Genomic DNA, 26,333 nt, shown 5'->3' with positions numbered 1-26,333 from the left:
ATGTCCTACATCCTCGATGCGCTGCGGCGGGCCGATGCCCAGCGCGAACGCGATCCGTTGCGTGGCATCCATGCGCAGCCCGTGCCACCGGCGGCGGACGACGGGCCGCGCACGCGCACTTGGCGCAGCCTGCTGGCCGCCGGCGTGGTACTGGGCCTGCTCGGCGCCGGCGGCGCCGCCTGGTACCTGATGGCCGGTCCGGGCGAGACGCGCGTGGCGCTGGCGCCGCAGGCCACGCCCGTGCCGGCCGCTACGGCCGCGGCCCCGACGCCACCCGCTGTCGCCATCTCTCCCCCGGCGCCCCCGCCTGCACCGGCACCTGCGCCTGCGCCTGCGGCCCCCGCCGCCCCGGCGCTGCGCGCGCCTCAGGCGAACCAGGCCGCGCCGCAGGCGAACCTGCCAGCGCCAGCACCGGCGGCCGGGCCCACCGCGCCACCAGCGCCAGGCGGGCCGGCAGCCGCTGCGGCGCCCACTGCCGGCCCGCTGCCGCCCGACGCCCCCAAGGTGGCCATCACCGGCGGCGTGTACTCGACCAACGCGGCGCAGCGCATGCTGATCGTCAACGGCCAGGTGTTCAACGAGGGGGCCGAGCCGGCCCCGGGCGTGGTGATCGAGCAGATCCGCCCCAGCACGGCGGTGCTGCTCTTTCGCGGCCAGCGCTACAACGTGAGCTTCTGAAGCGGCGCCGGCGTCAGCCGGCCAGTGCCCAGCGCGTGGCCAGGCCCAACGCCAGCACCGCCAGCGGCACCGGCAGCAGCCAGGCCCGGCGCGGGCCGGCCGCCCACCACAGGCCCAGGCTGGCCAGGGCCGTCGGGTCGGGCATGCTGGCGAACACCTCGGCCTGCGCCCAGGGCCGGCCCGCCAGCAGGCTCGCGGCCGGAAAGCCCAGCACCGCCGCGAAGGCGAGCGCGTCGCCGATCCAGGGCGCGCGGCTGGCCCCCGGCCGGGCATCGGCGCCGAACGCCGCGAGCAGGCACAGCACGGCCTGCAAGCCGCAGGCCGCCGCCAGGTGGGGCGCCGCCAGGTTGATCGCGGCGTAGCGCTGCCAGGCGAAGGCCCACCCCACCCAGGCCCACGCCGCCGCCAGCAGCAGCATCAACGCCCGGCGGGCGACCGGGTGGCGGCGCGAGGCCAGCGCCAGGCCGAGGGCGGCCAGGCCCGCGGCCAGGCCCAGCCACTGCAGCGGCCAGAGTTCCTCGTGGTACAGGGCGACCAGCCGCGCGTAGGTGCGCGGCGAGAACATCAGGAAGTCCGACAGGCGGTAGGTCCACCACTCCGACATGGCGCGTCCGGCGGCCTACAGGCCGGCCACGTGGTCGGCCATGCGCTTGCGCAGCGCCGGGTCGGGCAGCACGCCGGTGCCGGCGGCCATGTTCTCGCGCATGTGGTCGACCCGGCTGGTGGCCGGGATGGCGCAGGTGACGGCGGGATGGGCGACGATGTACTTCAGCGCCGCCTGGGCCCAGCTGGTGCAGCCGATCTCTGCGGCCCAGCCGGGCAGCGGGTGGCGCTGCAGCGACCGCAGCAGGGCCCCTTCGCGGAACGGCCGGTTGGCCAGCACCGCGATGCCGCGCTCGCGCGCCAGCGGCAGCAGGCGCTGCTCGGCCTCGCGGTCCAGGATGTTGTAGGTCAACTGCACGAAGTCCAGCGGATGCTCGCGCATGATCTGCTCGAAATCGCGGTGCCGCCGGCCCTCGGAGGTGGTGATGCCGACGTAACGCAGGCGGCCGGCCTTCTTCATCTCGAACAGCAGCGGCAGCTGCTCCTGCCAGGCCAGCAGGTTGTGCACCTGCAGCAGGTCGAAGCGCGGCACGCCCCACAGGCGGCGCGACTGCTCGATCTGCGCCGCGCCGCCGGACGAGGTCCAGACCTTGTCGGCGGAGAACACGCGCTGCTGCGCGCCCAGCCGCTGCAGGGCGTCGCCCACCACGCCCTGCGAGGAGCCGTACATGGGCGAGGAGTCGATCAGCCGGCCACCGGCGGCGAAGAAGACGCGCATGACCTCGGCGCACTGCTCGCGCGCGGCGCGGTCGTTGCCGACGTTGAAGGTGATCCAGGTGCCCAGGCCGACGGCGGGGATGGGCTCGCGGCTGGACGGGATGGGCTTGGTGATCAGCCCGGCCGGCGCCCGCTGCGCATGGGCCGCCGGCAGGCCGGTGCCTAGGCCCAGCAGGGCCAGGCCCCGGGACAGGATGATTCGGCGTCGCATGGCACTCAGCGTAGCACCGGCCGCAACGCCCCGGCCTCAATGGGCCAGGGGCGGCTGGAACACCGACCAGCGCCCGTCCTTGAACAGGTACAGCGCCGAGGAGACGCGGCCGCGCGGGCTGCCCGCGTACAAGGCCACCGCGGAAAAGCGCAGGCGCTCCACGGCTTGCGCGTCATCGGCCGGCGCGTAGACCAGGCCGCCATGGCGCGGCACCGCCGCCACCAGGCCCTGCGGGTGCAAGGCCTGCTGCGCCAGCCAGAATTCACGGTCCAGGAAGTAGCTGCTGGACAGGTCGGAGGCGCGGCCCTGCACCTGCATCAGCCCGCCGGTCCAGGGCCGGGCCTGCGGTTCGCCGTAGACCCGGCGCAGGTTGGCCACCGCCAGCTGCACCGCGCCCTGCGGGTCCAGCCGCAGGCGCGCGAGGTCCTCGGGAGAGGCGCTCTGCATCTTCTGCGGCCCGTCGAACACCAGGCGGATGTGCATGTCGCCCAGGTACCGGTACCAGCTGGTCTCGACCTCGACCTCGCGCCCATCCTCCAGCACCAGGCTCACCTTGCCGTAGGGGCGCAGATCCTCGTCGGTCTTGTTCTCGCCGGCCGACGGCCGCAGCACCGCCATCAGGTTGCCGCCGGCCAGGTCGAAGGTGGCGGTGGCCGGCGCATCGGCCGCGAAGGCCGCCCCCGACAGCAGCGCACCCGTGGCAAGCAGGCTCGTGCGGGCGCGCATCGTGCGAAATGTCATGGGTACCCTTGGTTTGCCTATGCGTGCATGCTGCCCTTCCCGGCGACCAGACGCAACCATGGTTACCGCTCGCGTCAAATAAGTCGCAACTGCACACGGCACGGCGATACACCGCAACGAACTTGGTTACCGAACTTGCTGAATGGCGTGAACATGTAAGCCAGGTCCTACGTAGCATTCGCAGCTCCTTCAACCGTCTCAGAGGAAGCACGATGGCCCTGCAGTCCCCTTTCTTCAATAACAACAACAAGCGCGACGCGACCGACGCATACAACCTGCGCGGCACCAACCCCAACGCCGCCGCCGCGGCCGGCACCGTGGCCCCCGCCGCGACTTCCGCGGCCACCACCCCGGCCAGCAGCACCCCCGTCGCCGTGTCCGCGAAGGAAGGCGAGGCCAAGCTGACCGTCGGCCCGAACATCAAGCTCAAGGGCGTCGAGATCACCGACTGCGACACGCTGGTGGTGGAGGGCTCGGTCGAGGCCACCATGGACTCGCGCATGATCCAGATCTCCGAGCGCGGCTCGTTCAAGGGCTCGGCCGAGATCGACATCGCCGAGATCCGCGGCGAATTCGACGGCACGCTGACCGTGCGCCAGAAGCTGGTGATTTATTCCACGGGCAAGGTGACGGGACGTATCCGTTACGGCAAGGTCGTGATCGAAGAGGGCGGCCAGCTGTCCGGCGAGATCGAATTCGGCGCCACCGCCTCCAGCAGCACCGCAGCCAAGACCGCCGCGGCGGCCCCGCTGCAGCGCGTGCACGGCTGACGCTTGCTTGAGGCAGCGCGGCTCAGACCGCGTGCCTCAGGAAGCAGCGCGGCCTAAACCGCGCTGCGGTGGCGCGCGATGCAGGTGTCCAGCACCTCGCCGTGCTCGCGCTGCCACCAGTTCCCGGTGCTGAAGATCTCCACTTCGCTGTAGCCGGCGAAGCCCTGGGCCTCGACCCAGCCGCGGATGCGCGGGATGTCGATGACGCCGTCGCCCATCATCCCCCGGTCGTTGAGCAGGTCGGTGGTGGGCGTGAGCCAGTCGCACACATGGAAGGCCAGCAGCCGCTCGCGCCCGGCGCGGGCGATCTGCGCCTCGAGCTTCGGGTCCCACCACACGTGGTAGACGTCCACCGCCACCCCCAGGGCGGCGGCGCCGCGCTCGCCGTGGGCTGAGCGCATCGGGTCCAGCGCCTCGCACAAATCCAGGGCCTGCTCCATCGTGTTGACGCAGGCGCGGTCGGCCGCGTACATCGGATGCAGCGGTTCGATGGCCAGCGGCATGCGTGCCTGCCTCGCGTACTCCAGCAGCTCGGCGATGCCGTCGCGCACCTGCGAACGGGCCAGGGCGACGTCCTTGTGCGCCGCCTTGCCCTGCAGGGCGCCGGGCAGGGCACCCACCACCAGCACCAGGCAAGCGGCGCCGAGCTCGCAGGCCTCGTCGACCGCGCGGCGGTTGTCGTCGCGCGCGGCCCGCAGGCCGGCCCCGTCAGTGGTGGTGAACATGCCGCCGCGGCAATAGCCGGACAGCTGAAGGCCATGCGCCCTCACCAGCCTGGACACGTTCGCCAGGCCGGCGGCGGCCACCTGGTCGCGCCAGGGCGAGATGGCGCGGATGCCGCGCCGTGCGCAGGCTTCGATGGTGTCGGGCAGCGGCAGGTCCTGGCCGCGGCTCTTGCGCACCGTGGCGGTGTTGATGGACAGCCAGCGGTGGTCCTGGGAGAAGTCGCGCATGCGGCTCAGCCCTCGACGCCGTGCAGCGCCAGCAGCGTCTTCATGCGGCGCGCGGCCAGCTCGGGCTGCTCCAGCAGGTGGGCGGCATCGGCCAGGCGGAACAGCTGCGCCAGGTGCGGCAGGCTGCGCGTGCTCTGCTGGCCGCCGACCATGGTGAAGTGCTTCTGGTGCCCGTTCAGCCAAGCCATGAACACCACGCCGGTCTTGTAGAAGCGCGTGGGCGCCGCGAAGATGTGGCGCGACAGCGGCACCGTGGGGCCAAGGATGGCGTGGAACTTCTCGATGTTGCCCCGGGCCAGTTCGCCCAGCGCGGCGCTTGCCGCGGGCGCGATGGCGTCGAAGATCCCGAGCAGGGCGTCGCTCTTGCCGTGCACCGGCTCGCGGCCGAAGCCGTCCCCGGCGATCAGCTCCGCGTAGTTGAAGTCGTCGCCGGTGTACATGCGCACGCCCGCGGGCAGGCGGCGGCGCATGGCGATCTCCTTGTCCTTGTCCAGCAGCGAGATCTTGATGCCGTCGACCTTGGAAGCATGCGCGGCGATGATGCCCAGCGCCGTGTCCATCGCGGCATCCAGGTCCCGGGTTCCCCAGTACCCGGCCAGAGCCGGGTCGAACATCTCGCCCAGCCAGTGCAGGATCACGGGCTGTTTCGCCTGCGACAGGATGCGGTCGTAGACCCGCTCGTAGTCGGCCGGGCCCTGCGCCACGCGGGCCAGCGCGCGGCTGGCCATCACGATCAGCCTGCCACCGAGCTTCTCGATGGCCGCCATCTGCTCTTCGTACGCGCGGATGACATCATCGACGGTGCGTGCGTTCTCCGGCGCCAGGTGGTCGGTCCCGCAGCCGGACGCGACCAGCGCGCCCGGAACGTCGCGGGCGGCGTCCAGCGAGCGCCGCACCAGCTCCAGCGAAGTCGGCCAGTCCATGCCCATGCCGCGCTGGGCGGTGTCCATGGCTTCCGCGACGCCCAGGCCCAGCTTCCACAGGTGCTGCCGGTAGGCGATGGTGGTGTCCCAGTCGACGGCGCAATCCAACCAGGGGTTCACGGCTGCCAGCGGATCGGCGACCACATGCGCCGCGGAAAACGCGATGCGGCTGAACTTCACGCCCGCCGCCGGCTTCACCGGGGCGGTGCCGCACAGCGCATAGGTCTCCAGCGTGCCGCCGGCACCCGGCAGCTTCAGCGTCAGGGCCATGGCTTGCTCCTCAGATCGAGAGAGGCGGGACGTCGACGAAGCGGCGTTCCTTCCAGCTTTGCAGCGCGGCTTCCACCAGCTGCACGCCCTTGGCGCCTTCCGGCAGCGTCCACTTGTAGGGCGCGTTTTCCACCACGTGGCGGATGAAGTGTTCCCACTGGATCTTGAAGCCGTTGTCGTACACCTGGGTGTCCGGGACCTCCTGCCACTGGTCGAAGAAGTTCATGGTCTGCTTCACGTCCGGGTTCCACACCGGGCGCGGCGTGTTGACGCGGCTCTGCGCCTTGCACTCCGTCAAGGTCGCCACGGCGGAGCCATGGGTGCCGTCCACGTGGAAGGTCACCAGGTCCTCGCGGTTGACGCGGGTGGCCCAGGACATGTTCATCTGCGCCACCACCGGCTCGCCGCCGTGGCCGACCAGCTCGGCGATGGCGTAGGCCGCGTCGTCGGCCGTGGCGGGGTAGGGCTTGCCCGCCTCGTCCCAGCGCTGCGGGATGTGGGTGGCGCCCAGGCAGGAGATGGACTTCACCTCGCCGAACAGGTTGTCCAGCACGTAGCGCCAGTGGCACATCATGTCCAGGATCATCCCGCCGCCGTCCTCGGCGCGGTAGTTCCAGCTGGGCCGCTGAATGGGCTGCAGATCGCCCTCGAACACCCAGTAGCCGAACTCCAGGCGCACGCTGAGCATGCGGCCGAAGAAGCCGGCGCGGCGCAGCATGTCCAGCTTGCGCAGGCCCGGCAGGAACAGCTTGTCCTGCACTGCGCCGTGCTTGAGGCCGGACTTCTCGGCGGTCTTGGCGATCTCGACCGCCTCGCCCAGCGTGGTGGCGATGGGCTTCTCGCAGTAGACGTGCTTGCCGGCGCGCAGCGCACGGGCCAGCAGCGTCGGGCGCATCTGCGTGGTGCCGGCGTCGAAGAACACGGTGTCCTCCTGGTTCGCCAGCGCCTTGTCCAGGTCGGTGCCCCAGCGCTCGATCCTGTGGGCGCGGGCCAGGGCCTCGATCTTCTCGGCGTTGCGGCCGATGAGGATGGGGTCCGGCATCACCTTGTCGCCGTTGGAGAGGGTGACGCCGCCCTGGTGGCGGATGGCGACGATGGAGCGGATCAGGTGCTGGTTCATGCCCATGCGTCCGGTGACGCCGTGCATGATGAGTCCGAGGCGTTGGGTGGCCATGCTGGGTTCCTGCTGCTGGTTTGCTTACTGCTTCTGCACTTCCAGGCCGGCGGCTTTCACCAGCGTGGCATTCGATTTGATCTCGTCGCGGATGTAGGCCTCGAACTCGGCGGGCTTCAGCGTCCAGGCGTCGGCGCCCAGCGTGGTGAAGCGCTCCTTGACTTCCGGCGAGGCAAGCGCCTTTACCACCTCGGCCTGCAGGCGATCGACGATCTCCTTGGGCGTCTTCGCCGGCGCGAACATGCCGATCCAGAAGTTGAACTCCGAGCCCGGCACGCCGGCTTCGGCGGTGGTGGGCACGTCCGGCAGGGCGGCGGCGCGTTTGGGCGAGCCCACGGCCAGCGGCAGCAGCTGCCCGTTGCGGATCTGGCCGATGACGGGGGCGATGGGCGAGAAGTAGTAGTCGACGCGGCCGGCCATCACCTCGGTGACGGCCTCGGCGGACCCCTTGAACGGGATGTTCTGCGCGTCGATCCTGGCCGCCAGCTTGAACTTCTCGGCGTTCAGGTGCGTCGCGCTGCCCTGGCCGGCGGACGCGAAGTTCATGCTGCCGGGCTTGGCGCGCGCGGCGGCCAGCAGCTCCTGCAGCGTCTTGATGTTCTTGGACGGCGAGATCACGAGCACGTTGGGCGTGCTGGAGATCGGGGTGACGGCCACGAAATCGGTCACGGTGTCGAACGGCAGCTTGGCAAAGGTGTGCGGGCTGACCGTGTGCGACGACGAGTGGATCATGATCGTGTAGCCGTCGGGCGCGGCCTGCGCCACCGCCGCCTGGCCGATGGTGCCGCTGGCGCCGCCGCGGTTCTCCACCACCATCTGCTGGCCGAGGCCCTGGCCCATCTTGTCGGCGATGGCGCGGGCGATGATGTCGGTGGTGCTGCCGGCGGCGAAGGGCACGATCACGCGGATGGGTTTGTTCGGGTAGCCCGCGCCGGCCGAAGCGGCGGGCTGGGCCAGGACGGTGGCGGATGCCAGCACGGCCACGCTGGCCAGGGAAAGGGCAAGAACACGGCGGGTCAGCTTCATCGATGTCTCCTGTGGAATGCGGACTCGTATTAACTGTTTGGTGAATTATAGGCAGGCCTCGCGGGCCTGCGGCGTCAATCCCTCAGGACATACCCGAGGATCAGGTCGCACATGTGGCTCAGCCGTTCGTTGCGCGCCTTGGCCGTCATCAGGTCGCGGCCGAAGATCGCCGACAGCGTGTGGTTGTTGGACAGGTAGAAGTAGGGCAGGGCGGCGATCGAGATGTACAGCTGCAGCGGGTCCACCCCGCCGCGCAAGCTTCCTTCCCTGCGCCCGCGCTCCAGGATCTGCGCCAGCATCTCGATCAGCGGCGAGTTCAGCTCGCGCGCGCGCTGCGACTCCTGCAGGTGGCGCGCCTTGTGCAGGTTGGCGCTGTTGAGGAGGGTGAGGAACTCGGGGTGGTCGAGGTAGTAGTTCCAGGTGAACTCGACCAGCCGGCGCAGGGCCTCGGCCGGCTTGAGCTCCAGCAGGTTCAGGCGCTGCTCGGCCTCGCGGATGTCGCGGTAGGCCTGCTCCAGCACCGCCTGGAACAGGGCCTCCTTGTCGGTGAAGTAGTAGTAGATCAGGCGCTTGTTCAGGCCGGCCCGCTCGGCGATGCGGTCCATGCGGGCACCGCCCAGGCCGAACTCGGCGAACTCGCCCCTGGCCGCCGCTAAGATCGTTCCCTGCGAGCGGTCGGCGTCGCGCAGGCGCTCCTCGGTTACCGGCATGGCGTCTCGGGTCATGTCTCCATAATTCACCGGATGGTTAATAAAGTCAAGCTCATGCAAGCTGCTCCTACTTCGCAACTGGCCGGCCACCTGCTCGTCGAGTGCCTGGTGGCCCAGGGCGTGACACATGCCTTCGGCGTCCCGGGCGAAAGCTACCTGGCGGTGCTGGACGGTTTCCACGCGCACCGCGAGCGCATCCGTTTCGTCATCAACCGCCAGGAGGGCGGCGCCGCCTTCATGGCCGAGGCGGTGGGCAAGCTCACCGGCCGGCCGGGCGTGTGCTTCGTCACCCGGGGCCCGGGGGCGACCAACGCGTCCATCGGCATCCACACGGCCTTCCAGGATTCCACGCCCATGGTGGTGTTCGTGGGCGACGTGGCGGCCGACCAGCGCGACCGCGAGGCCTTCCAGGAGCTGGAGTACACCAGCTTCTTCGGCCCGTCCACCAAGGGCATGGCCAAGCGGGTGGAGCGCATCGACGAGCCCGACCGCATCCCCGAGTACGTGGCGCGCGCCTTCGCCACCGCGATGAACGGCCGGCCCGGCCCGGTGGTGCTGGTGCTGCCGGAGGACATGCTCACGCGCGCCACGGCCGCCCGGCCCCTGGCGCGCGTCGAGCCGGTGGAGGCCTGGAGCGATCCCGGCGCGCTGCGCCAGCTGCGCGAGATGCTGCTGCGCTCGCGCCAGCCGCTGGTCATCGCCGGCGGCGGCGGCTGGACGCCGCAGGCGGCCCAGGCGCTGCAGCGCTTCGCCGAGAACTGGCAGCTGCCGGTGGGCAACGCCTTCCGCTTCCAGGACTGCTTCGACAACCACCATCCGCTGTACGCCGGCGACGTGGGCATAGGCATCAACCCCAAGCTGGCCGCGCGGGTGCGCGAGAGCGACCTGATCCTGGCCATCGGCCCGCGCCTGGGCGAGATGACGACCAGCGGCTACACGCTGCTCAAGGCGCCGCGGCCCTCGCAGAAGCTGGTCCATATCCATGCCAGCGCCGAGGAGCTGAACCGCGTCTACCAGGCCGACCTGGCCATCAACGCCAGCATGAACGCGGCCGCCCGCTCGCTCGAGGTGCTCACCGCGCCGCCCGAGCTGCCCTGGGCCGCCTGGACCCGCGCCGCGCACGCCGACTACGAGGCCAACCTGCAGCCGCAGGCCATGCCCGGCGAGGTGGACATGCCGGCCATCGTCGCCACTTTGCAGCGGCTGCTGCCGCCCGATGCGGTGCTGACCAACGGCGCCGGCAACTTCGCCAGCTGGCTGCACCGCTTCTTCCGCTACCGCGGCCTGGCCCACGGCCTGAAGACGCAGCTGGCGCCCACCGTGGGCTCCATGGGCTACGGCGTGCCGGCGGGCATCGCCGCCCACCTGGTGAGCGGCCGCACCGCCTTCACCATCGCCGGCGACGGCGACTTCCTGATGAACGGGCAGGAGCTGGCCACGGCGGCGCAGTTCGGCGCCAGGAGCATCATCCTGCTGCTGAACAACGGCATGTACGGCACCATCCGCATGCACCAGGAGCGCGAATACCCGGGCCACGCGCACGGCAGCGAGCTGGCCAATCCCGACTTCGTGGGCCTGGCCCGCGCCTACGGCTACGAAGGACTGCGCATCACGCGCACCGCCGAGTTCGAGCCGGCGCTGGTGGCCGCGCTGGCGCGGCCCCGGGGCACGCTGATCGAGGTGATGCTCGATCCCGAGGTGATCACCACGCGCGCCACCCTCAGCGCGATCCGCGACGCCGCGCTCAAGCGCTGAGCACGGCGGTCCCGCGCAGCAAAAGAAAAGGGCCGCTTGCGCGGCCCTTCTTCATTGCCGGGGACTGGCTTACTTGACGTGCTTGCCGATCAGGCCGGCCATCTCGAACATGGAGACCTGCGACTTGCCGAAGATGTCCTTCAGCTTGGCGTCGGCGTTGACCATGCGCTTGTTGGCCGAGTCCTGCAGCTTGTTCTTCTTGATGTAGGCCCACAGCTTGGACACCACCTCGGTGCGGGGCAGGGGGTTGGAGCCCACCACGGCCGCCAGCTGGGGGCTGGGCGTCAGGGCCTTCATGAACGCGGCGTTGGGGGTGCGCTTCTTGGCGGGGGCCTTCTTCGCGGCGGCCTTCTTGGCAGGCGCCGCCTTCTTCGCAACGGCCTTCTTCGCCGGTGCGGCCTTCTTCGCCGGGGCCTTCTTGGCGACGGCCTTCTTGGCCGGTGCCGCCTTCTTCGCGGGGGCCTTCTTGGCGGGCGCTTTCTTCGCCGCAGCTTTCTTCGCAGTTGCCATTTGACTTTCCTTCTAGAAGTTGATTGAGCGCCAGCGGGATCGACGTCATCACCGTTGGCAGAGCGGATGCTACTGGAGAAAAAACGCGTTTCCAAGCGGAAAGTGGCGCTTTTCGCTGGAGCATGTTGTTTTTTGCTAGGGCGTTTTCAGTCCGCTTTCCCTCTGAAGATCAGCAGCACGCCGGCCAGGATCACCGCGCAGGCCACCCACTCGCCGCCGCTCACGGCCTCGCCCGCGACGGCGACGCCCAGCAGCAGCGCGATCAGCGGGTTCACCAGCGCGTAGCTGGTGGGCCACGGCGGGCGAGGCATGGGCCAGCAGGTACAGGTAGGCGCTGAAGGCGATGAGCGAGCCGAACACGACGAGGTAGAGCCACGCGGCCGCGGCCTGCGGCGCCACGGGCCACGCGGGCTGCTCACGCAGTACGAGAGATGTGGCCATCAACACCGCGCCGCCACACAACATTTCGCTGGCGAAGCCCGAGGGGCCGGGGGCCAGCGGCGCTCGCGTGGTGGACAGCACCGAGCCCAGCGACCAGGCCAGCGTGGCGGCCGTGATGGCGGCGATGCCGGCGGGCGCGGCCGAGAAACCGGCGCCACGCACCAGCAGCAGCACGCCGGCCAGGCCCACCGCCATGCCGGCGAGTTCCAGCCGGGCCGGGCGCCGGCCGAAGGCCAGCCCCCAGCCGCAGACCATCATGGGCACCACGGCGATAAAGGCGGCGATCAGGCCCGAGCCGACGTGCTGCTCGGCACTGGCCACCAGCCCCATGCCCACGCCCAGCATCAAGCCGCCGACGACCAGGGCGTTGCGCCATTGGGCGGCGCTGGGCCAGGGGCCGCCGCGCCAGCGCACCCAGGCCATGAGCAGCGCGCCGGCCACCAGGAAGCGCGTACCCATCTGGAAGAACGGCGGCAGGCTGACCAGCGCGATGCGGATGGCCAGGTAGGTGGAACCCCAGACGAGGTAGCAGGCCAGCAGGGCGGCGACGAGCAGGGGTGCCTTGCGCGCGGCGGCGGGCGGCAGCGGGGCGGTGGTGGTGTCCATGGCGGCGATCGTAGGTTGCCGCGGCCGGCCCTTCCATGGATCATTCAAGGTCATGGGCCGGACTGGCCTTGAAAATCATCGTTCAAACGCATGTCGACAGAAATCACCGAAACCGACGTCTACGACGCCCGCATCCTGGGCGAGCTGCAGCAGGACGCGCGCATCAGCATGGCGGAGCTGGGACGCCGGGTGCACCTGAGCCAGCCGGCGGTCACCGAGCGGGTGCGCAAGCTGGAGCTGCAAGGCGTCATCAAGGGCTACCGGGCCGTGGTCGACCACCAGCGGCTGGGCTACGGCATCCGCGCCCTGGTGCGCGTCGGCCGGGCCGAGTACGCCCGGGTGGTGCGCCTGATCGAGCAGACGCCGGAAGTGGTGAACGCCTGGAACGTGACCGGCGAGGACAGCTGGATCCTGGAGATCGCCGTGATCGACGTGGCCCACCTGGACGCGGTGGTCACCAAGTTCTGCATCCTGACCGAGACCTCGACCTGCATCGTGCTGAACGCGCCGCGCGAGAACGCGCCCCTGCTGCCGGCGCGGCGCGAGAACATCCGGCCCACCATCCGCAAGGTGACCGGCCGGTGAGCCGCGGCCGGGTGGCCGTCAGCGCCCGGCCGCCGCCCCCGCCGCCCTCACCGGCAGCGTCGCCAGCAGCACGCCCAGCAGGGCGATGCCCAGCGCCAGCAGCTGCAGCCCGGCCAGGCTTTCGCCCAGCGCGAGCACGCCCACCAGGGCGGCCGACACCGGCAGCATCACGGTGAAGACGCCGCTCTCGGCCGCCGGCACGTGCTTGAGGCCGGTCATCCACAGCCACACGGTCCAGACGCTGGCGGCCAGGGAATAGAACACCAGCAGCGCCCAGGTACCCGGGCGCACGGTACCGAAATCGAAGCTGGCGGCGGCGTACAGCCCGAAGGGCGTGACCAGCAGCAGGCCCCACAGGTTGATCAGCGAGCTGATGCGCTTGGGTCCCAGCGCGCCGGTGAGCTTCTTGCCGATCACGGCATAGGCGGCCTCGCACAGCACGGCGCCGAACACCAGCAGGTTGCCCAGCCAGAACCGCGCCGCGCCCGCGCCGGCACCGTCCTGCGCCGGCTTGGCCCAGGCCAGCAGGGCGATGCCCAGTGCGGCGCAGGCGACGGCGCCCCACACCCGCGGCGCGATGCGCTCGCGCAGGAAGGCCCAGCTCATCACCGCCACCGCCGCCGGGATGGCGGCCATGATCACGCCGGCCGACACCGCGCTGGTCAGGCTGACGCCGAACAGCATGCAGATGGAGAACAGGAAGTTGCCGAGGAACGATTCCAGGAACAGCAGCAGCCGCGTGCGGGCCGACAGCGGCGCCTCGTGGGCCGGCTTGGGCAGCCAGTGCAGCATGGCGAGCGCGCCGATGCCGAAGCGCAGCCAGGCCAGCAGGAACACGGGGATGGCGGCGGCCAGCGGCTTGGACAGCGCCACGTAGCTTCCCACCAGCGACATGCTGAGGGCAAGGCAGGCATAGGCGCCGAGCCGGCGCGTGGCGGGGGTCATGGCGGGGGAGCGGCGCAAGGCGCGCCATCATGCCCGAGCAGCCGCGCAAGGCCCAGGGCTGATTTCGGATCACGCAATGCACATTTCTCAATACGGAAAAAGCTCATGCTGCAGCGCCGCAAAATTTCTCAATACAAGAAAGAAAATTCCGCAATGCGGCATGAGCGATGCAAGTCATTGAAATCAAAGAATAATAAATTTCTCTTGTATAAGACATAAGAGCCGCCGTAAGTCTTCTACAAGACTTAAAGTCCAGCCATCGTTTCCCCAACTCACGGAGTGCACACATGACGAACTGGACCCACCTCTCCCGCGACCAGCAGATCGCCCAGCTCGAAAAGGACTGGGCCGAGAACCCGCGCTGGAAAGGCATCAAGCGCGGCTACAGCGCGGCCGACGTGGTGCGGCTGCGCGGCTCGCTGCAGGTCGAGCACACGCTGGCCAAGCGAGGCGCCGAGAAGCTGTGGAGCCTGATCAACACCGAGCCCTTCGTCAACTCGCTGGGCGCGCTCACCGGCAACCAGGCCATGCAGCAGGTCAAGGCCGGCCTGAAGGCCATCTACCTGTCGGGCTGGCAGGTGGCCGGCGACGCCAACAGCAACGGCGAGATGTACCCCGACCAGTCGCTGTACTCGGTGGACTCCGTGCCCAAGGTCGTCAAGAAGATCAACGCCACCTTCGCCCGCGCCGACCAGATCCAGTGGAGCGAAGGCAAGGGCCCCGGCGACCAGGGCTACGTCGACTACTTCGCGCCCATCGTGGCCGACGCCGAGGCCGGCTTCGGCGGCGTGCTCAACGCCTTCGAGCTGATGAAGGCCATGATCGAGGCCGGCGCCGCCGGCGTGCACTTCGAGGACCAGCTGGCCGCCGCCAAGAAGTGCGGCCACATGGGCGGCAAGGTGCTGGTGCCCACCCGCGAGGCCGTCTCCAAGCTGGTGGCCGCCCGCCTGGCGGCCGACGTGATGGGCACGCCCACCGTGCTGCTGGCCCGCACCGACGCCGAGGCCGCCGACCTGGTGACCAGCGACGTGGACGCCAACGACCAGCCCTTCTTCACCGGCGAGCGCACGGTGGAGGGCTTCTACCGCAGCAGGAACGGCATCGAGCAGGCCATCAGCCGCGGCCTGGCCTATGCCGAGTACGCCGACCTGATCTGGTGCGAGACCGGCACGCCCGACCTGGCCTTCGCCAAGCAGTTCGCCGACGCCATCCACGCCAGGTTCCCCGGCAAGCTGCTGGCCTACAACTGCTCGCCGTCCTTCAACTGGAAGAAGAACCTGGACGACGCCACTATCGCCAAGTTCCAGAAGGAGCTGGGCGCCATGGGCTACAAGTTCCAGTTCATCACGCTGGCCGGCTTCCACAGCCTGAACTACTCGATGTTCAACCTGGCCTACGGCTACGCGCGCAACAACATGAGCGCCTTCGTGGAGCTGCAGCAGGCCGAGTTCGCCGCCGCCGAGAAGGGCTTTACCGCGGTCAAGCACCAGCGCGAGGTCGGCACCGGCTACTTCGATGCGGTGACCACCACCATCGAGGCCAACGCGTCCACCGCGGCGCTCAAGGGCTCGACCGAGGACGCGCAGTTCTTCGACGAGAAGAAAGCCGCGTAACGCTGCGCGGATGTGGAAACCAGGCCTGGCGGCCTGGTCCGGAAATCCCGCAGGGACGACCTGCGGGGTTTGCCCGTCTACCACCGCCTCGTGACGGCCGTGTGTCAGCGCCGGCGCCGCCGCTGAGGTAGGCTGCGCCGCATCGCAGCGACGCACGCCGTGGCACACAAGCACCTTCCCGAGATCGAGCAGCTGGAACGCATCGTCGCGCTGGGTGGAGCCGCGCTCCGCTGCGAGACGCGGTGGCTGCCGGAAGGGCTGGGCGTGCCGGCACTGCCCCTGCACCTGGTGACGCTGGGCGCCACCGATCCCCAGGCGCCCGCGGTCGGCTACTTCGGCGGGGTGCACGGCCTGGAGCGCATAGGCACCGATGTCGTGCTGGCCTGGCTGCACAGCGTCGTGGCGCGGCTGTCCTGGGACACGGCGCTGCACCAGCAGCTGGAGCGCGTCCGCCTGGTGTTCGTGCCGGTGGTGAACCCCGGCGGCATGCTGCGCGGCACCCGCGCCAACCCGCGCGACGTGGACCTGATGCGCAACGCACCGGTGGACGCGCTGGAGCCGGTGCCCTGGCTGGCCGGCGGGCAGCGGCTGTCGCGCCGGCTGCCCTGGTACCGCGGCTCCGCCGGCGCGCCCATGGAGGCGGAGAGCGCCGCGCTGTGTGCCTGGGTGGAGCGCGAGCTGCACGGCCGGCCGTTCAGCCTGGCGCTGGACTGCCACTCGGGCTTCGGCATGCGCGACCGGGTGTGGTTCCCCTTCGCCTGCCGACGCGACCCCATGCCCCACCTGGCGCAGGTGCACGCGCTGCAGGCGATCTTCGAGGCCAGCAACAGCCACCACGCCTACGTGTTCGAGCCGCAGAGCCGCCAGTACCTGGCGCACGGCGACCTGTGGGACCACCTCTACCTGCGCGCCTGCGAGCGGCCGGGCACGGTGTTCCTGCCGCTGACGCTGGAGATGGGCTCCTGGCTGTGGGTCAAGAAGAACCCACGCCAGCTGTTCTCGCGCAGCGGCATCTTCAACCCGCAGATCGCGCACCGCCACCGGCGCGTGCTGCGGCGCCATCTGCCGCTGCTGGACTTCGCCATGCGCGCGGCGGCCGCGAGCCCGTCCTGGCTGCCGACCGGTGATGCGGCGGACCGGCACCGGCAGGCGGCGCTGGCACGCTGGTGGGGCGCGGGCGGCACCGAAGCATGAGCACCTGGCTGCTGCTGCGCGGACTGGCGCGCGAGTCCGGCCACTGGGGCGGGTTCCCCGGCCTGCTGCAGCAGCGGCTGGGGCCCGGCCACGAGGTGCGCACCATCGACCTGCCGGGCTGCGGCACGCGCTGGCAGGAGGCCAGCCCCACCCGGGTGGCGGCGATCGCGCGTGCCTGCCGGGCGGCCCACGCGGCGCAGGGCGGTGGCACGCCGGTGGTGCTGGTGGCGCTGTCGCTGGGCGGCATGGTGGCGCTGGAGTGGGCGCGCCAGGCACCCGCCGAGGTGGCCGGCGGTGTGCTGATCAACACCAGCCTGCGCGGGGTGAGCCCGTTCTGGCACCGCCTGCGGCCGGCCAACTACCCGCGGCTGCTGTCGCTGCTGCGCCCCGGCGTCGACGCGCTGGCACGCGAGCGCGCTATCCTGTCCATGACGAGCGCGCAGCCGCAACGCCAAGCCCAGGCGCCGTCGTGCTGGGCGGCGCTGGCCCGCGAGCGGCCCTTGTCGCCCGGCAACGCGGTGCGGCAGCTGCTGGCGGCCGTCCGCTTCACCGCCGCGCCGCATCCGCCACCCGCGCCCTGGTTGCTGCTTTGCTCCGCGGGCGACCGGCTGGTGTCGCCGCGGTGCTCGCACCAGCTGGCCACGCGCTGGCGTCTGCCCTTGCTCGAGCACCCCTGGGCCGGCCACGACCTGCCGCTGGACGATCCCGACTGGCTGCTGGAGCGGCTGACGGCATGGGCCGAGGACCTGCCCGCGGCGTCATGAAACTGCCACGGGACTGCCACGGCCGGGTCACAGCGGCTGAGCACACTGGCGCCACTGACTTCACAGGAGGCGCACGTGAACGAACTGCCCAACCCGACGCTGCCGCTGTCACCCGTGTCGCTGCCCCGGGGGTCGCTTCACCGGCCGGCTGCGGATGCTGCTGCGCCGGGGCCGGGCCCGGTGGCCGTGGCCTGGGCGCGGCACCAGGACGAGGTGAGGCAGGCACAGCGCCTCAGGTTCCAGGTGTTCGCCGGCGAGATGGGTGCCCGCCTGGACACCTGGCTGCCCGGCCACGACGTCGACCTGTTCGATGACTACTGCGAGCACCTGCTGGTGCGCGAGACCGGAACCGGCCAGGTGATCGGCACCTACCGCGTGCTCACGCCGGCGCAGGCGCGGCGCGTGGGAAGCTTCTACAGCGACACCGAGTTCGACCTCACGCGGCTGCGCCAGCTGCGCGGGCGCATGGTCGAGCTGGGGCGCAGCTGCGTGCACCCGCAGCACCGGCACGGCGGCGTGATCCTGGCGCTGTGGGGTGCGCTGTTCGAGTTCATGGTGCGCAACCGGCTGGACACCATGATCGGCTGCGCCAGCATCCCCATGCTGCACGAGGGCGCGGTGAGCGGCGACATGGCCGCCAGCATCTGGGCGCAGCTGCAGCGCACGCACCTGGCGCCCATCGAACTGCAGGTGCGGCCCCGGCTGCCGCTGCCGGTCGAGCGGCTCGACGCCAGCCTGCCGGTGGAGCCGCCCGCCCTGATCAAGGGCTACCTGCGGCTGGGCGCCAAGGTGCTGGGCGCGCCGGCCTGGGACCCGGACTTCAACACCGCCGACCTGCCGATGCTGATGCGCGTCGGCGACCTGCCGGCGCGCTACCACCGGCATTTCCTGGGCGGCTGACAACCGCCGGCGCGCGTCCTGTGGCAGGCTGTCACGTGCCTGTCACACAGGAGCCCAACACTTGTCACGTGACCGTCGCAAACGACACCGCCCCCTTACCCGCATGAGCCCCGCCGTGCCGTCCGAGGACAGCCCGGTCGCGTTACTCGACCGCGACCACAGCATCCTGGCCTTCAACGAGCGGGTGCTGGACTGGGCCCGGCGGTCCGACGTGCCCCTGCTGGAACGCCTGCGCTACCTGTGCATCGTCTCGTCCAACCTGGACGAGTTCTTCGAGGTGCGCGCAGCGCCGCACCTGGCGGCGCTGCAGGCCGGCGACCTCAAGGGCACCTACACGGTCGAGTCCTTCCGGGCGCTGGCCGCGGCGGCGCACCGGCTGGTGGAGCGCCAGTACGCGGTCTACAACGACGAGCTCACGCCGGCGTTCGCGCAGGAGGGCATCGAGATCGTGTCGCACGGCGACCGCGACGCGGCGCAGCGGCGCTGGGTGGACGAGTACTTCGACCGCGAGGTGCGGCCGCTGCTGGTGCCGGTGGGGCTGGACCCCGCGCACCCCTTCCCGCTGGTGGCCAACAAGTCGCTGAACTTCATCGTGCGCCTGTCCGGCCAGGACGCCTTCGGCCGCGAGAACGAGATCGCCATCGTCAAGGTGCCGCGCGTGCTGCCGCGGCTGATCCGGATGCCGGCCAAGGTCTCGGGCAAGAAGACGCTGCTCGTCTCGCTGTCCAGCGTGATCCGCGCGCACCTGCAGGACCTGTTCCCCGGGCGGGAGGTGGGCCACTTCTCGCAGTTCCGCGTCACCCGCCACTCCGACCTGGCGGTGGACGAGGACGAGGTGCGCAACCTGCGCACCGCGCTGCGGCTGGGCCTGCAGCAGCGCCACTACGGCGAAGCCGTGCGCCTGGAGGTGTCGGCCGGCTGCACCGACCACCTGGCCGAGTTCCTGCTGCGCCAATTCGAGCTGCCGCCCGGCGCGCTGTACCGGGTGGCCGGGCCGGTGAACCTGGTGCGCCTCGTGCAGCTGATCGACCTGGTGGACGCGCCGCGGCTGCTGTTCGCGCCCTACAAGGCGTCCTACCCGGCCCAGCTGGTGCAGGGCACCTCCATCTTCGAGCAGCTGCGCCAGCGCGACGTGCTGATCCACCAGCCGTTCGAGAGCTTCGACGGCGTGCTGGACTTCCTGCGCGAGGCGGTGGGCGACCCGCAGGTGCTGGCGATCCGCCAGACCATCTACCGCACCGGCGCCGACCCGGTGCTGATCGACCTGCTGCGCGAGGCGGTGCGGCGCGGCAAGGAGGTGATGGCGGTGGTCGAGCTGAAAGCGCGCTTCGACGAGGAGGCCAACATCAACTGGGCCGAGCAGCTCGAATCGGTCGGCGCGCAGGTGGTGTACGGCGTGGTCGGCCTGAAGACCCACGCCAAGATGCTGCTGGTCACGCGGCGCGAGGGACGGCAGCTGGCGCGCTACGCCCACCTGTCCACCGGCAACTACAACCCGCGCACCGCCCGGCTCTATACCGACCTCAGCCTGCTCACCGCCGACGGCCCGCTCACCCGCGACGTGGAGGCCCTTTTCGTGCACCTGGCTGGCCAGAGCCGGCTGCCCAAGCTGCACCGGGTCTGGGTCGCGCCGTTCCAGCTGCACCGCAAGCTGATCGAGAAGGTCGACGTGCTGGGCGCGGCGGCGGCGCGCGGCGTGGCCGCGCGCATCGTGCTGAAGATGAACGCGCTCACCGACGAGCCGCTGATGCTGGCGCTGGTGCGCGCCGGCCGGCAGGGGGCCAGGATCGACCTGATCGTGCGGGGCGCCTGCATGCTGCCGGCCCAGGTGGCCGGCCTGACCGACAACATCCGCGTGCGCTCGGTGATCGGGCGCTTCCTCGAGCACTCGCGCGTGTTCTACTTCCGCGCCGGCGAGGAGGAGGAGGTGTACCTGTCCAGCGCCGACTGGATGAACCGCAACATGCTGCGGCGCATCGAGCTGGCCTGGCCGGTGACCCAGCCGGCGCTGCGCCAGCGCGTCATCGACGAATGCCTGGTGCCCTACCTGCACGACGACCGCGACGCCTGGGACCTGCGGCCGGACGGCAGCTACCGCCGGGCGCCGCGCGCGGAGGACCCGGCCGCCCTGGGCGCGCAGGCCGCCCTGATGGCCCGCCATGCCGCCAGGCCCGGCATATAGGAGGAACCGCGATGGACCTGATCCTGTGGCGCCACGCCGAGGCCGAGGACGCGGCCGAAGGCACGGACGACCTGGCGCGCGCGCTCACGGCGCGCGGCAGCAAGCAGGCCGCACGCGTCGCGGGCTGGCTGGACCGCGTGCTGCCCGAGGGCGCGCGCATCCTGTGCAGTCCCGCCCGGCGCTGCGAGCAGACGGCGCTGGCGCTGGGCCGCAAGTACAAGCTGAGCCCGGAACTGGCGCCCGACACCACGCCGGCGCGGCTGCTGGAGGCGGCGCAATGGCCGCACGCCCGGCAGGCGGTGCTGGTGGTGGGCCACCAGCCGGTGCTGGGGCAGGCCATCGCCCAGCTGCTGGGCCTGCAGCAGGACAGCTGCGCGATCCGCAAGGGCGCCGTGTGGTGGATCCGCACCCGCGAGCGCGACGGGCACGAGCAGGCCGTCGTGGTGGCCGTGCAGGCGCCGGAACTGCTGTAAGGGGCGGCCGCCGCCGCGGTGCTCAGGCCTTGGCGGGCCGGCCGGTCTTGATCGTCGGCACGTCGGCCATGGCGGCCAGGAAGGCCGCGTCGTCGAGCCGGGCCAGCAGCTTGATGCCGGCGCGCAGCAGCTCGCTCTTCTTGGCGCCCGCGCCGGCCCGGGCCGCCCGCTGCTTCAGCTCGTCGATCACCAGGTACTCGCTCTTGGGGATGGTGAAGCTGTCGCGCACCAGCTTGGGCTTCTTCGGCTTGTCCGCCTTGCCGCGCCTGGCCGGTGCAGGGCCGGCAGGCGCCGCTTCCGCCGTTGCGGCTGCCGCTGCCTGGGCCACCGGTTTGCGCGCGGAGGCGGGTTTCGCGGCGGATGTGGCTGTCGAAGCGGGCATGCGGGCTCCTGTGTTGAAACGGTATATACAGTTTATACCGTTTTCAATCGACGGCGCCGCAAGCTCATGCGCGCGGCGCGCGCAAGGCGGCCAGCGCGGCGAAGCTGGCGGCTCCCAGCGCCATCGACAGCACCAGCGCCGGCATGCCCCAGGCATCCAGGGCCAGTCCGAAGGCGAACGGCGCCAGCGCCTGGGCGAAACGGGCGGGCATCATCAGCAGCCCCTGGCGCTCGCCGTACCCGTGCGGGCCGAACAGCAGCAGCGGCAGCGTGCCGTTGGCGATGGTCATGATCCCGTTGCCCGCGCCGTGCAGCAGGGCGAACGCGGCGCCGGCCGGTGCGCCCACCGCCAGGAAGGCGCAGGCGCCCACCAGGTGCCCCAGGGACGCCAGGCGCGCCGAGGCCAGCGGGCTCCAGCGGCGCAGCAGCCCGTATTCCAGCAGCCGGCCCGCCACCTGCGCCGGCCCGACCAGTGCGGCGAAGCCGACGGCCGCAGCCAGGGTGACACCGCCGGACTGCAGCACGCGGGGAAGGTGCGCCGCCATCGCGGTACTGACGAACCAGGAGGCGCCGAACACGAAGGCCAGCAGCCAGGCCGCCGATGCCGGCGCACGCGGCCTGGTGGCCGGGGTGTCGGCCGCAGCCGCGGGGATTGCGGCCGCGGCCGGGGCGGGGTCCCGGGGCAGCGACAGGTACAGGGGCAGGGCGATGCACAGGTGCAGCGCGGCCCAGGCCGCACACGCGCTTCGCCAGCCGCCCGCGGCCTGCAGCCAGGCGGTGAGCGGCCATCCCACCGTGCTGGCGAACCCGGCGATCAGCGTCACGCCGGTGATCGCCGGCCGCGCCTGGCTGCCATACAGCCGCACCAGGGTCGAGAACGCCGATTCGTAGAGGCCGGCGGCCATGGCCAGGCCGATCACCAGCCAGGCCGCGAACAGCCCCACCGGCCCCTGGGCCAGCGCCAGCCCCCCCAGGCCCGCGGCGAACACCAGGCTGTTGCCGGCCAGCACCCGGCGCCCGCCGCGGCGGTCCACCAGCCGGCCGGCCATCGGGCCCGCCAGTGCCGCCACCGTGAGCGCGGCCGAAAAGGCCAGGAACACCGTGGTGGTGGCCACGCCCGTGTCCGCGGCCATGGCCGGCGCCACGATGGCCGGCAGGTAGTAGGTGGAGGCGTAGGCGATCGTCACCGCGGTGCCGATCCTGGCGACCGTGGCGGTGCGCTCGTTCATGGCGGGGAGGTTCTCGGTTCGGTTATTATTTCAATGTTCCTTGTATTGTTGGATGATGAACGACGAACAAGCCCTGGCCGCCCTGGCCGCCTTGGCACAAGCCCAGCGGCTGCGTATTTTCCGCGCACTGGTGGTGGCCGGCCCCGACGGCCTCACGCCCGGCGCGATGGCCGAGCAGCTGGGGCTGGCGCCCAGCGCGCTGTCCTTCCATTTGAAGGAGCTGGCGCGCTCGGCGCTGGCCAGCGTGCAGCCGCAAGGCCGGCACCTGGTGTACCGGGCGGACTTCGACGCGATGTCCGGCCTGATGGCCTACCTGACCGAACACTGCTGCAAAGGCGCCGCCTGTGCCGTGGCGCCTGTGGCCTGCGCCCCCGTACCTTCGAGGAAGAAGCGATGACCGCCGACCAGCGACCCCTGAACGTCCTGTTCCTGTGCACGCACAACTCCGCGCGCAGCATCCTGGCCGAAGCCGTGCTGAACCACATCGGCCAGGGCCGCTTCAAGGCTTTCTCGGCCGGCAGCAGCCCGCGCGAGAACCAGCGGCCCAATCCATTGGCGCTGCAGGTGCTCGAGCGCGCCGGCATCTCCACTGCCGGACTGCGCAGCAAGAGCTGGGATGGGTTCGGCGGCGAAGGTGCCCCGCCCATGGATCTGGTGATCACCGTGTGCGACAACGCCGCAGGCGAGGCCTGCCCTTATTGGCCGGGCGCGCCCGCCACCGCGCACTGGGGCTACCCGGACCCTTCCGAGGTGCAGGGCACGCCCGAAGAGCGGCTGGAAGCGTTCCGCCGGACCCTGCACGCGGTCCGCCACCGGCTGGAGCTGCTGGTGAACCTGCCGCCCGAGCGGCTGGACCGCACGGTGCTGCAGCAGTCGGCCCGCGACCTGGCCCGCCCGTCCTGATGGCACCGCTGCGACGCGCCGCGGCCGCCGAGTTCGTCGGAACGGCCCTGCTGCTGTGCGCCGTGATCGGTTCGGGAATCATGGCCGAGCGCCTGGCCGGGGGCAACATGGCCGTGGCGCTGCTGGCCAACACCCTGGCCACCGTGTTCGCCCTGTTCGTGCTGATCGAGGTGCTGGGGCCGGTCAGCGGGGCGCATTTCAATCCGGTGGTCACCCTGGTGCTGGTCGGCCTGCGCCTGTGGCACGGCCCCTGGCGCGCGGCCATGCTGTACATCGCCTGCCAGCTCGCCGGCGCGGTGGCCGGCGCCTGGCTGGCCCATGCGATGTTCGAAGTCGACATCCTGCAGTTCAGCGCCAAGCTTCGCGGCGACTGGGACCTCGGCGGCCGCTTCACGGGCTGGGGCCAATGGCTGGCCGAGGCGGTGGCGGCGGCCGGCCTGGTCGTGGTCGTGCTGGGCGCGCCGCAGGGCAGGGCCGCGGGCCTGGTGGCCTGCTACATCGGCGCGGCCTACTGGTTCACCGCCAGCACCTCGTTCGCCAACCCGGCGGCGGTGCTGGGCCGCATGTTCAGCGACAGCTTCGCCGGCATCGCGCCGGCCAGCGCGCCCGGCTTCGTGCTGGCCCAGCTGGCGGGCGGCCTGACGGGCGCCGCGCTGGCCAGCCGGGTCCTGGGATTCAGGGCGCGGTAGGGCGCGGCGTGCCGGCCCCCGCCGACGATGGCGGCATGCTCAAGCCCACGCCAGGGCCCACGCGGTCTTCTGCCAGGCCAGCACCTCCTCGCGAAGCAGGTGCGCCGACTGCGGGAAGGCCTCGGGCCAGTCGGGCCGCACGGCCAGGACGAACCGCCGGCCGGCGGCGCGCAGCTCGAGGCCGCGCAGGTCCGGGTCACGCCGCGCGTGGCACAGGATGACCGCCAGCCGCAGGCACAGCAGCTGGTGCACGAACACCTCGTCGTCCAGCTCGCCTTCCAGCTTGCGCAGCTTGCCGCGGTGGCCCAGCACCAGCAGGCCCAGGCGGTGCAGCTCGGGCTGGGCGAAGCCCGGCGCGTCGGCGTTGTCCAGGATGTAGGCGCCGTGCTTGTGGCAGTCGCTGTGCGAGATGTGGCTGCCGATCTCGTGCAGCTGCGCGGCCCAGCCGAGCTTGCGCTGTAGCCGGTCCCGTGCTTCGGGGGCATCGGCCGCGCGCAGCTGCCCCAGCAGCTGCCCGGCGGCCTGGCCGACCCGCCGGGCCTGGTCCGCGTCGGCCCCGAACTTGGCGGCCAGGCGCTGCACCGTGAGCGAGCGCAGGTCGGTATCGCCATGCCCGCGGTCCACCAGGTCGTACAGCACGCCATGGCGCAGGGCGCCCTGCGCCGGCTGCATCCGGTCGATGCCCAGCAGGTCGAACACGGCGCGCAGCACGCTGACGCCGCCGCCGATCACCGGCCGCCGCTCGTCCTTCAGGCCGTCCAGCCGCAGCCGGTCGGCCCGGCGTGCCTCCAGCAACCGCTCCAGCAGCCAGTCCAGGCCTTCGCGCGTGACGCCGTGCTGGCCGCGGCCGGCCGCGGCCAGCACGTCCGCCACGGCGCCGATGGTGCCGGACGAGCCGTAGGCCTGGTCCCAGGCGCCGCGCGGGTACAGGCTCAGGGCCTCCTCCAGCACCGCCTGGGCCGCCACCTCGGCCCGGCGGAACGCTTGCGCCGTGAACTCCCCGTCGGCGAAGTAGCGCAGCGACCAGGCCACGCTGCCGACGCGGTAGCTCTCCGTGGTGCGGGTATCGAAGCGCTGGCCCAGGATCAGCTCGGTCGAGCGTCCGCCGATGTCCACCACCAGCCGGCGCTCGTCGGACTGCGGCAGCAGGTGGGCCACGCCCTGGTAGATCAGCCGCGCTTCCTCGCGGCCGGAGATGACGTCGATGGGAAAGCCCAGCACCTCTCGCGCGCGCGCCAGGAACTCGTCGCGGTTGCGCGCCTCGCGCAGGGTCTGCGTCGCCACCGCGCGTACCTGGGCCGGGCCGAAGCCGGCCAGCCGCTCGCCGAAGCGGGCCAGGCAGTCCCAGCCGCGGTGCATGGCCTCGGGCGTGAGGTTGCGGGCCTCGTCCAGCCCGCCGCCCTGGCGCACCGTTTCCTTGAGGTACTCGGTGCGGTGGATCTGCCCGTGCTCGTAGCGGCCGATCTCCAGGCGGAAGCTGTTGGAGCCGAGATCGACGGCGGCAAGAAGGGTTCCGTGGTGCATCGGCAGGCCCGCAGGGGTTCGGCCAGCATAGCAGCCGGTGCGGCCGCCGTGGCCGCATGCATGCCTCAGCCGATCACGCGGTCGTCCACGGTCAGCATGGACTGGGTGACGAAGGTCGCCCGGGCGGCCCCGGTGCCGCGCCCCGGCTGCGCCACGCCGGGCAGGGCGGCCACGGCCACGCCGGCCGCCACGGCCCGGGCGAAACCGCGCCGCTTCAACGCCGCACCGGCGGCATCAGCACGCGGTCCACCGTGTGCACCACGCCGTTGGTGGCGGCGATGTCGGCCTGCTGGACCATGGCGTCCTCCACGGTGACGAACTCGCCGGCCTTGCCCAGCGCCAGGTTGGCGCCCTGGGCCGACTTGGTGCTGCCGGTCTTGACATCGGCTGCCATGACCTTGGCCGGCACCACGTGGTAGCTCAGCACCTCGCGCAGGCGTGCCGGGTTCTGCGCCAGCTCGTCCAGGGTCTTGGCGGGCACGGCCTTGAAGGCCTCGTCGGTGGGTGCGAACACGGTGTAGGGCCCGCCCGACTTCAGCATGTCGGCCACGCCGGACTTCTGGACCAGGCTGCTGAGCACGCTCAGCTGCGGCTCGCGGGCGATGGTGTCGGCCACCGACACCGGCACGGGCTTGGTGGCGCAGGCGGCCAGCAGCACCAGCAGGGGAACGGCGGCAAGGGTGCGGCGGAAAGTCATGCAGGTCCTCCAGGGTTGGTATGGCCGGGCAGCGTAGCCAGCGTCCATGACGGCCTGGTGACGGATCCATGACGCGACCCTGCGATGCGGCCGGACTTGCGGGGACTGTCACGGAACTGTCACGCAAGCTTCCTACAGTCCGCCTGTCTTCCTTCCCAACCTTCGA

Annotated in this window: 28 protein-coding genes and 1 pseudogene; 13 read left to right on the top strand and 16 right to left on the bottom strand. The window is 71.3% G+C overall.

The features are described 5' to 3' along the window. Positions 1-678 carry a general secretion pathway protein GspB gene (locus RTA_RS12190; protein ID WP_013901712.1) on the top strand — a complete coding sequence of 226 codons (678 nt, stop codon included), beginning with the start codon at positions 1-3 and terminating at the stop codon, positions 676-678. A gap of 13 nt (positions 679-691) precedes the next feature. Here RTA_RS12190 and RTA_RS12185 read toward each other — a convergent pair whose 3' ends face one another. Genes RTA_RS12185 through RTA_RS12175 form a run of 3 tightly spaced genes read right to left on the bottom strand, consistent with a single transcriptional unit; the run spans position 692 to position 2,935 of the window. Then, positions 692-1,282, bottom strand: a complete 591-nt coding sequence (locus RTA_RS12185; protein WP_013901711.1) for a DUF6064 family protein — start codon at positions 1,280-1,282, stop codon at positions 692-694. 15 nt (positions 1,283-1,297) lie between these two features. Beyond that, positions 1,298-2,209 (bottom strand): aldo/keto reductase, encoded by a 912-nt coding sequence (locus RTA_RS12180; protein WP_013901710.1) that lies wholly within the window; start codon positions 2,207-2,209, stop codon positions 1,298-1,300. A 36-nt stretch (positions 2,210-2,245) separates the two neighbouring features. After that, positions 2,246-2,935 carry a hypothetical protein gene (locus RTA_RS12175; protein WP_041675464.1) on the bottom strand — a complete coding sequence of 230 codons (690 nt, stop codon included), beginning with the start codon at positions 2,933-2,935 and terminating at the stop codon, positions 2,246-2,248. Between the two features lie 227 nt (positions 2,936-3,162). Here RTA_RS12175 and RTA_RS12170 point away from each other — a divergent pair, with 227 nt between their 5' ends. Next, on the top strand, positions 3,163-3,720 hold the full coding sequence (locus RTA_RS12170) for a bactofilin family protein (RefSeq protein WP_013901708.1): 558 nt from the start codon (positions 3,163-3,165) through the stop codon (positions 3,718-3,720). Positions 3,721-3,773: 53 nt separating this feature from the next. On the opposite strand, the gene RTA_RS12165 is transcribed toward RTA_RS12170, so the two are convergent. The 5 genes from RTA_RS12165 to RTA_RS12145 all read right to left on the bottom strand — a co-directional run bounded on the left by RTA_RS12165 (position 3,774) and on the right by RTA_RS12145 (position 8,791). Further along, the gene (locus RTA_RS12165; RefSeq protein WP_013901707.1) at positions 3,774-4,673 is read right to left on the bottom strand and encodes a sugar phosphate isomerase/epimerase family protein; all 900 of its coding nucleotides are present in this window, start codon (positions 4,671-4,673) and stop codon (positions 3,774-3,776) included. 5 nt (positions 4,674-4,678) lie between these two features. Further along, positions 4,679-5,866, bottom strand: a complete 1,188-nt coding sequence (locus RTA_RS12160; RefSeq protein ID WP_013901706.1) for a dihydrodipicolinate synthase family protein — start codon at positions 5,864-5,866, stop codon at positions 4,679-4,681. A gap of 10 nt (positions 5,867-5,876) precedes the next feature. Then, positions 5,877-7,040 carry a Gfo/Idh/MocA family protein gene (locus RTA_RS12155; protein WP_013901705.1) on the bottom strand — a complete coding sequence of 388 codons (1,164 nt, stop codon included), beginning with the start codon at positions 7,038-7,040 and terminating at the stop codon, positions 5,877-5,879. Positions 7,041-7,064: 24 nt separating this feature from the next. Then, entirely contained in the window at positions 7,065-8,066 is a 1,002-nt protein-coding gene (locus RTA_RS12150) for a Bug family tripartite tricarboxylate transporter substrate binding protein (RefSeq protein ID WP_013901704.1), read from the bottom strand. A gap of 74 nt (positions 8,067-8,140) precedes the next feature. Then, positions 8,141-8,791, bottom strand: a complete 651-nt coding sequence (locus RTA_RS12145; protein ID WP_041675462.1) for a TetR/AcrR family transcriptional regulator — start codon at positions 8,789-8,791, stop codon at positions 8,141-8,143. Between the two features lie 39 nt (positions 8,792-8,830). On the opposite strand from RTA_RS12145, the gene RTA_RS12140 reads away from it, so the two are divergent. Then, positions 8,831-10,531 (top strand): thiamine pyrophosphate-binding protein, encoded by a 1,701-nt coding sequence (locus tag RTA_RS12140; protein ID WP_041675460.1) that lies wholly within the window; start codon positions 8,831-8,833, stop codon positions 10,529-10,531. A 69-nt stretch (positions 10,532-10,600) separates the two neighbouring features. Here the strand turns inward: RTA_RS12140 and RTA_RS12135 are convergent, their stop codons facing one another. Together RTA_RS12135 and yedA are read right to left on the bottom strand one after the other, a co-directional pair. Then, entirely contained in the window at positions 10,601-11,041 is a 441-nt protein-coding gene (locus RTA_RS12135; protein ID WP_013901701.1) for an SWIB/MDM2 domain-containing protein, read from the bottom strand. A gap of 146 nt (positions 11,042-11,187) precedes the next feature. After that, positions 11,188-12,088 (bottom strand): annotated as a pseudogene (gene yedA / locus RTA_RS12130) (drug/metabolite exporter YedA). Between the two features lie 90 nt (positions 12,089-12,178). Here yedA and RTA_RS12125 point away from each other — a divergent pair. Further along, on the top strand, positions 12,179-12,673 hold the full coding sequence (locus RTA_RS12125) for an Lrp/AsnC family transcriptional regulator (protein WP_013901699.1): 495 nt from the start codon (positions 12,179-12,181) through the stop codon (positions 12,671-12,673). Positions 12,674-12,691: 18 nt separating this feature from the next. Here RTA_RS12125 and RTA_RS12120 read toward each other — a convergent pair whose 3' ends face one another. Further along, on the bottom strand, positions 12,692-13,618 hold the full coding sequence (locus RTA_RS12120; protein ID WP_041675458.1) for a DMT family transporter: 927 nt from the start codon (positions 13,616-13,618) through the stop codon (positions 12,692-12,694). A gap of 287 nt (positions 13,619-13,905) precedes the next feature. Between RTA_RS12120 and aceA the strand changes: the two genes are divergently transcribed. From aceA to RTA_RS12090, 6 genes are all read left to right on the top strand, one after another. Further along, positions 13,906-15,231, top strand: a complete 1,326-nt coding sequence (aceA, locus tag RTA_RS12115) for an isocitrate lyase (protein WP_013901697.1) — start codon at positions 13,906-13,908, stop codon at positions 15,229-15,231. 159 nt (positions 15,232-15,390) lie between these two features. Next, entirely contained in the window at positions 15,391-16,425 is a 1,035-nt protein-coding gene (locus RTA_RS12110; RefSeq protein ID WP_013901696.1) for a M14 family zinc carboxypeptidase, read from the top strand. Then, positions 16,422-17,189 (top strand): alpha/beta fold hydrolase, encoded by a 768-nt coding sequence (locus RTA_RS12105; protein WP_013901695.1) that lies wholly within the window; start codon positions 16,422-16,424, stop codon positions 17,187-17,189. The genes RTA_RS12110 and RTA_RS12105 overlap by 4 nt, the downstream gene beginning before the upstream one ends. A gap of 75 nt (positions 17,190-17,264) precedes the next feature. Continuing rightward, a complete protein-coding gene (locus RTA_RS12100) occupies positions 17,265-18,089 on the top strand; it encodes a GNAT family N-acetyltransferase (RefSeq protein ID WP_013901694.1) in 825 nt (274 codons plus the stop codon). Positions 18,090-18,192: 103 nt separating this feature from the next. Beyond that, entirely contained in the window at positions 18,193-20,271 is a 2,079-nt protein-coding gene (ppk1, locus tag RTA_RS12095) for a polyphosphate kinase 1 (RefSeq protein ID WP_041675456.1), read from the top strand. Positions 20,272-20,282: 11 nt separating this feature from the next. Further along, entirely contained in the window at positions 20,283-20,744 is a 462-nt protein-coding gene (locus RTA_RS12090) for a SixA phosphatase family protein (RefSeq protein ID WP_013901692.1), read from the top strand. 22 nt (positions 20,745-20,766) lie between these two features. Here RTA_RS12090 and RTA_RS12085 read toward each other — a convergent pair whose 3' ends face one another. Beyond that, positions 20,767-21,126, bottom strand: coding sequence for a hypothetical protein (locus RTA_RS12085; protein WP_013901691.1), 360 nt, complete (start codon positions 21,124-21,126; stop codon positions 20,767-20,769). 64 nt (positions 21,127-21,190) lie between these two features. Then, complete coding sequence (locus RTA_RS12080) at positions 21,191-22,354, bottom strand: MFS transporter (RefSeq protein ID WP_013901690.1); 1,164 nt, start codon at positions 22,352-22,354, stop codon at positions 21,191-21,193. 55 nt (positions 22,355-22,409) lie between these two features. Here RTA_RS12080 and RTA_RS12075 point away from each other — a divergent pair, with 55 nt between their 5' ends. Genes RTA_RS12075 through RTA_RS12065 form a run of 3 tightly spaced genes read left to right on the top strand, consistent with a single transcriptional unit; the run spans position 22,410 to position 23,946 of the window. Continuing rightward, positions 22,410-22,751, top strand: a complete 342-nt coding sequence (locus RTA_RS12075; protein WP_041676378.1) for an ArsR/SmtB family transcription factor — start codon at positions 22,410-22,412, stop codon at positions 22,749-22,751. Next, a complete protein-coding gene (locus RTA_RS12070) occupies positions 22,748-23,257 on the top strand; it encodes an arsenate reductase ArsC (RefSeq protein ID WP_013901688.1) in 510 nt (169 codons plus the stop codon). Before RTA_RS12075 ends, RTA_RS12070 begins: the two co-directional genes overlap by 4 nt. Next, on the top strand, positions 23,257-23,946 hold the full coding sequence (locus RTA_RS12065; protein WP_013901687.1) for an aquaporin: 690 nt from the start codon (positions 23,257-23,259) through the stop codon (positions 23,944-23,946). Before RTA_RS12070 ends, RTA_RS12065 begins: the two co-directional genes overlap by 1 nt. 39 nt (positions 23,947-23,985) lie before the next feature. On the opposite strand, the gene ppx is transcribed toward RTA_RS12065, so the two are convergent. From ppx to RTA_RS12055, 3 genes are all read right to left on the bottom strand, one after another. Beyond that, positions 23,986-25,470: an exopolyphosphatase gene (gene ppx, locus RTA_RS12060; protein ID WP_013901686.1), complete on the bottom strand. Its 1,485-nt coding sequence runs from the start codon at positions 25,468-25,470 to the stop codon at positions 23,986-23,988. A gap of 65 nt (positions 25,471-25,535) precedes the next feature. Further along, entirely contained in the window at positions 25,536-25,688 is a 153-nt protein-coding gene (locus RTA_RS20995) for a hypothetical protein (protein ID WP_158307836.1), read from the bottom strand. After that, the gene (locus RTA_RS12055; protein WP_013901685.1) at positions 25,685-26,167 is read right to left on the bottom strand and encodes a fasciclin domain-containing protein; all 483 of its coding nucleotides are present in this window, start codon (positions 26,165-26,167) and stop codon (positions 25,685-25,687) included. The genes RTA_RS20995 and RTA_RS12055 overlap by 4 nt, the downstream gene beginning before the upstream one ends. Positions 26,168-26,333: the final 166 nt, after the last annotated feature.

It is taken from the genome of Ramlibacter tataouinensis TTB310, from assembly GCF_000215705.1.
GTDB classification, from domain to species: domain Bacteria; phylum Pseudomonadota; class Gammaproteobacteria; order Burkholderiales; family Burkholderiaceae_C; genus Ramlibacter; species Ramlibacter tataouinensis.
Note: the sequence above shows the minus strand (reverse complement) of the source record. Positions and strands in the feature narration are given on the sequence as shown.

Bases quoted from the DNA above. Each gene is read 5' to 3' on its own strand.
- RTA_RS12150 (WP_013901704.1), bottom strand. From the start codon at position 8,066: ATGAAGCTGACCCGCCGTGTTCTTGCCCTTTCCCTGGCCAGCGTGGCC.
- RTA_RS12155 (WP_013901705.1), bottom strand. From the start codon at position 7,040: ATGGCCACCCAACGCCTCGGACTCATCATGCACGGCGTCACCGGACGC.
- RTA_RS12190 (WP_013901712.1), top strand. From the start codon at position 1: ATGTCCTACATCCTCGATGCGCTGCGGCGGGCCGATGCCCAGCGCGAA.
- RTA_RS12175 (WP_041675464.1), bottom strand. From the start codon at position 2,935: ATGCGCGCCCGCACGAGCCTGCTTGCCACGGGTGCGCTGCTGTCGGGG.
- RTA_RS12185 (WP_013901711.1), bottom strand. From the start codon at position 1,282: ATGTCGGAGTGGTGGACCTACCGCCTGTCGGACTTCCTGATGTTCTCG.
- RTA_RS12055 (WP_013901685.1), bottom strand. From the start codon at position 26,167: ATGACTTTCCGCCGCACCCTTGCCGCCGTTCCCCTGCTGGTGCTGCTG.
- RTA_RS12180 (WP_013901710.1), bottom strand. From the start codon at position 2,209: ATGCGACGCCGAATCATCCTGTCCCGGGGCCTGGCCCTGCTGGGCCTA.
- RTA_RS12075 (WP_041676378.1), top strand. From the start codon at position 22,410: ATGAACGACGAACAAGCCCTGGCCGCCCTGGCCGCCTTGGCACAAGCC.
- RTA_RS12145 (WP_041675462.1), bottom strand. From the start codon at position 8,791: ATGACCCGAGACGCCATGCCGGTAACCGAGGAGCGCCTGCGCGACGCC.
- RTA_RS12165 (WP_013901707.1), bottom strand. From the start codon at position 4,673: ATGCGCGACTTCTCCCAGGACCACCGCTGGCTGTCCATCAACACCGCC.
- RTA_RS12065 (WP_013901687.1), top strand. From the start codon at position 23,257: ATGGCACCGCTGCGACGCGCCGCGGCCGCCGAGTTCGTCGGAACGGCC.
- RTA_RS12090 (WP_013901692.1), top strand. From the start codon at position 20,283: ATGGACCTGATCCTGTGGCGCCACGCCGAGGCCGAGGACGCGGCCGAA.
- RTA_RS12085 (WP_013901691.1), bottom strand. From the start codon at position 21,126: ATGCCCGCTTCGACAGCCACATCCGCCGCGAAACCCGCCTCCGCGCGC.
- RTA_RS12160 (WP_013901706.1), bottom strand. From the start codon at position 5,866: ATGGCCCTGACGCTGAAGCTGCCGGGTGCCGGCGGCACGCTGGAGACC.
- aceA (WP_013901697.1), top strand. From the start codon at position 13,906: ATGACGAACTGGACCCACCTCTCCCGCGACCAGCAGATCGCCCAGCTC.
- RTA_RS12105 (WP_013901695.1), top strand. From the start codon at position 16,422: ATGAGCACCTGGCTGCTGCTGCGCGGACTGGCGCGCGAGTCCGGCCAC.
- ppx (WP_013901686.1), bottom strand. From the start codon at position 25,470: ATGCACCACGGAACCCTTCTTGCCGCCGTCGATCTCGGCTCCAACAGC.
- RTA_RS12080 (WP_013901690.1), bottom strand. From the start codon at position 22,354: ATGAACGAGCGCACCGCCACGGTCGCCAGGATCGGCACCGCGGTGACG.
- RTA_RS12070 (WP_013901688.1), top strand. From the start codon at position 22,748: ATGACCGCCGACCAGCGACCCCTGAACGTCCTGTTCCTGTGCACGCAC.
- RTA_RS12135 (WP_013901701.1), bottom strand. From the start codon at position 11,041: ATGGCAACTGCGAAGAAAGCTGCGGCGAAGAAAGCGCCCGCCAAGAAG.
- RTA_RS12120 (WP_041675458.1), bottom strand. From the start codon at position 13,618: ATGACCCCCGCCACGCGCCGGCTCGGCGCCTATGCCTGCCTTGCCCTC.
- RTA_RS12140 (WP_041675460.1), top strand. From the start codon at position 8,831: ATGCAAGCTGCTCCTACTTCGCAACTGGCCGGCCACCTGCTCGTCGAG.
- RTA_RS12170 (WP_013901708.1), top strand. From the start codon at position 3,163: ATGGCCCTGCAGTCCCCTTTCTTCAATAACAACAACAAGCGCGACGCG.
- RTA_RS12125 (WP_013901699.1), top strand. From the start codon at position 12,179: ATGTCGACAGAAATCACCGAAACCGACGTCTACGACGCCCGCATCCTG.
- ppk1 (WP_041675456.1), top strand. From the start codon at position 18,193: ATGAGCCCCGCCGTGCCGTCCGAGGACAGCCCGGTCGCGTTACTCGAC.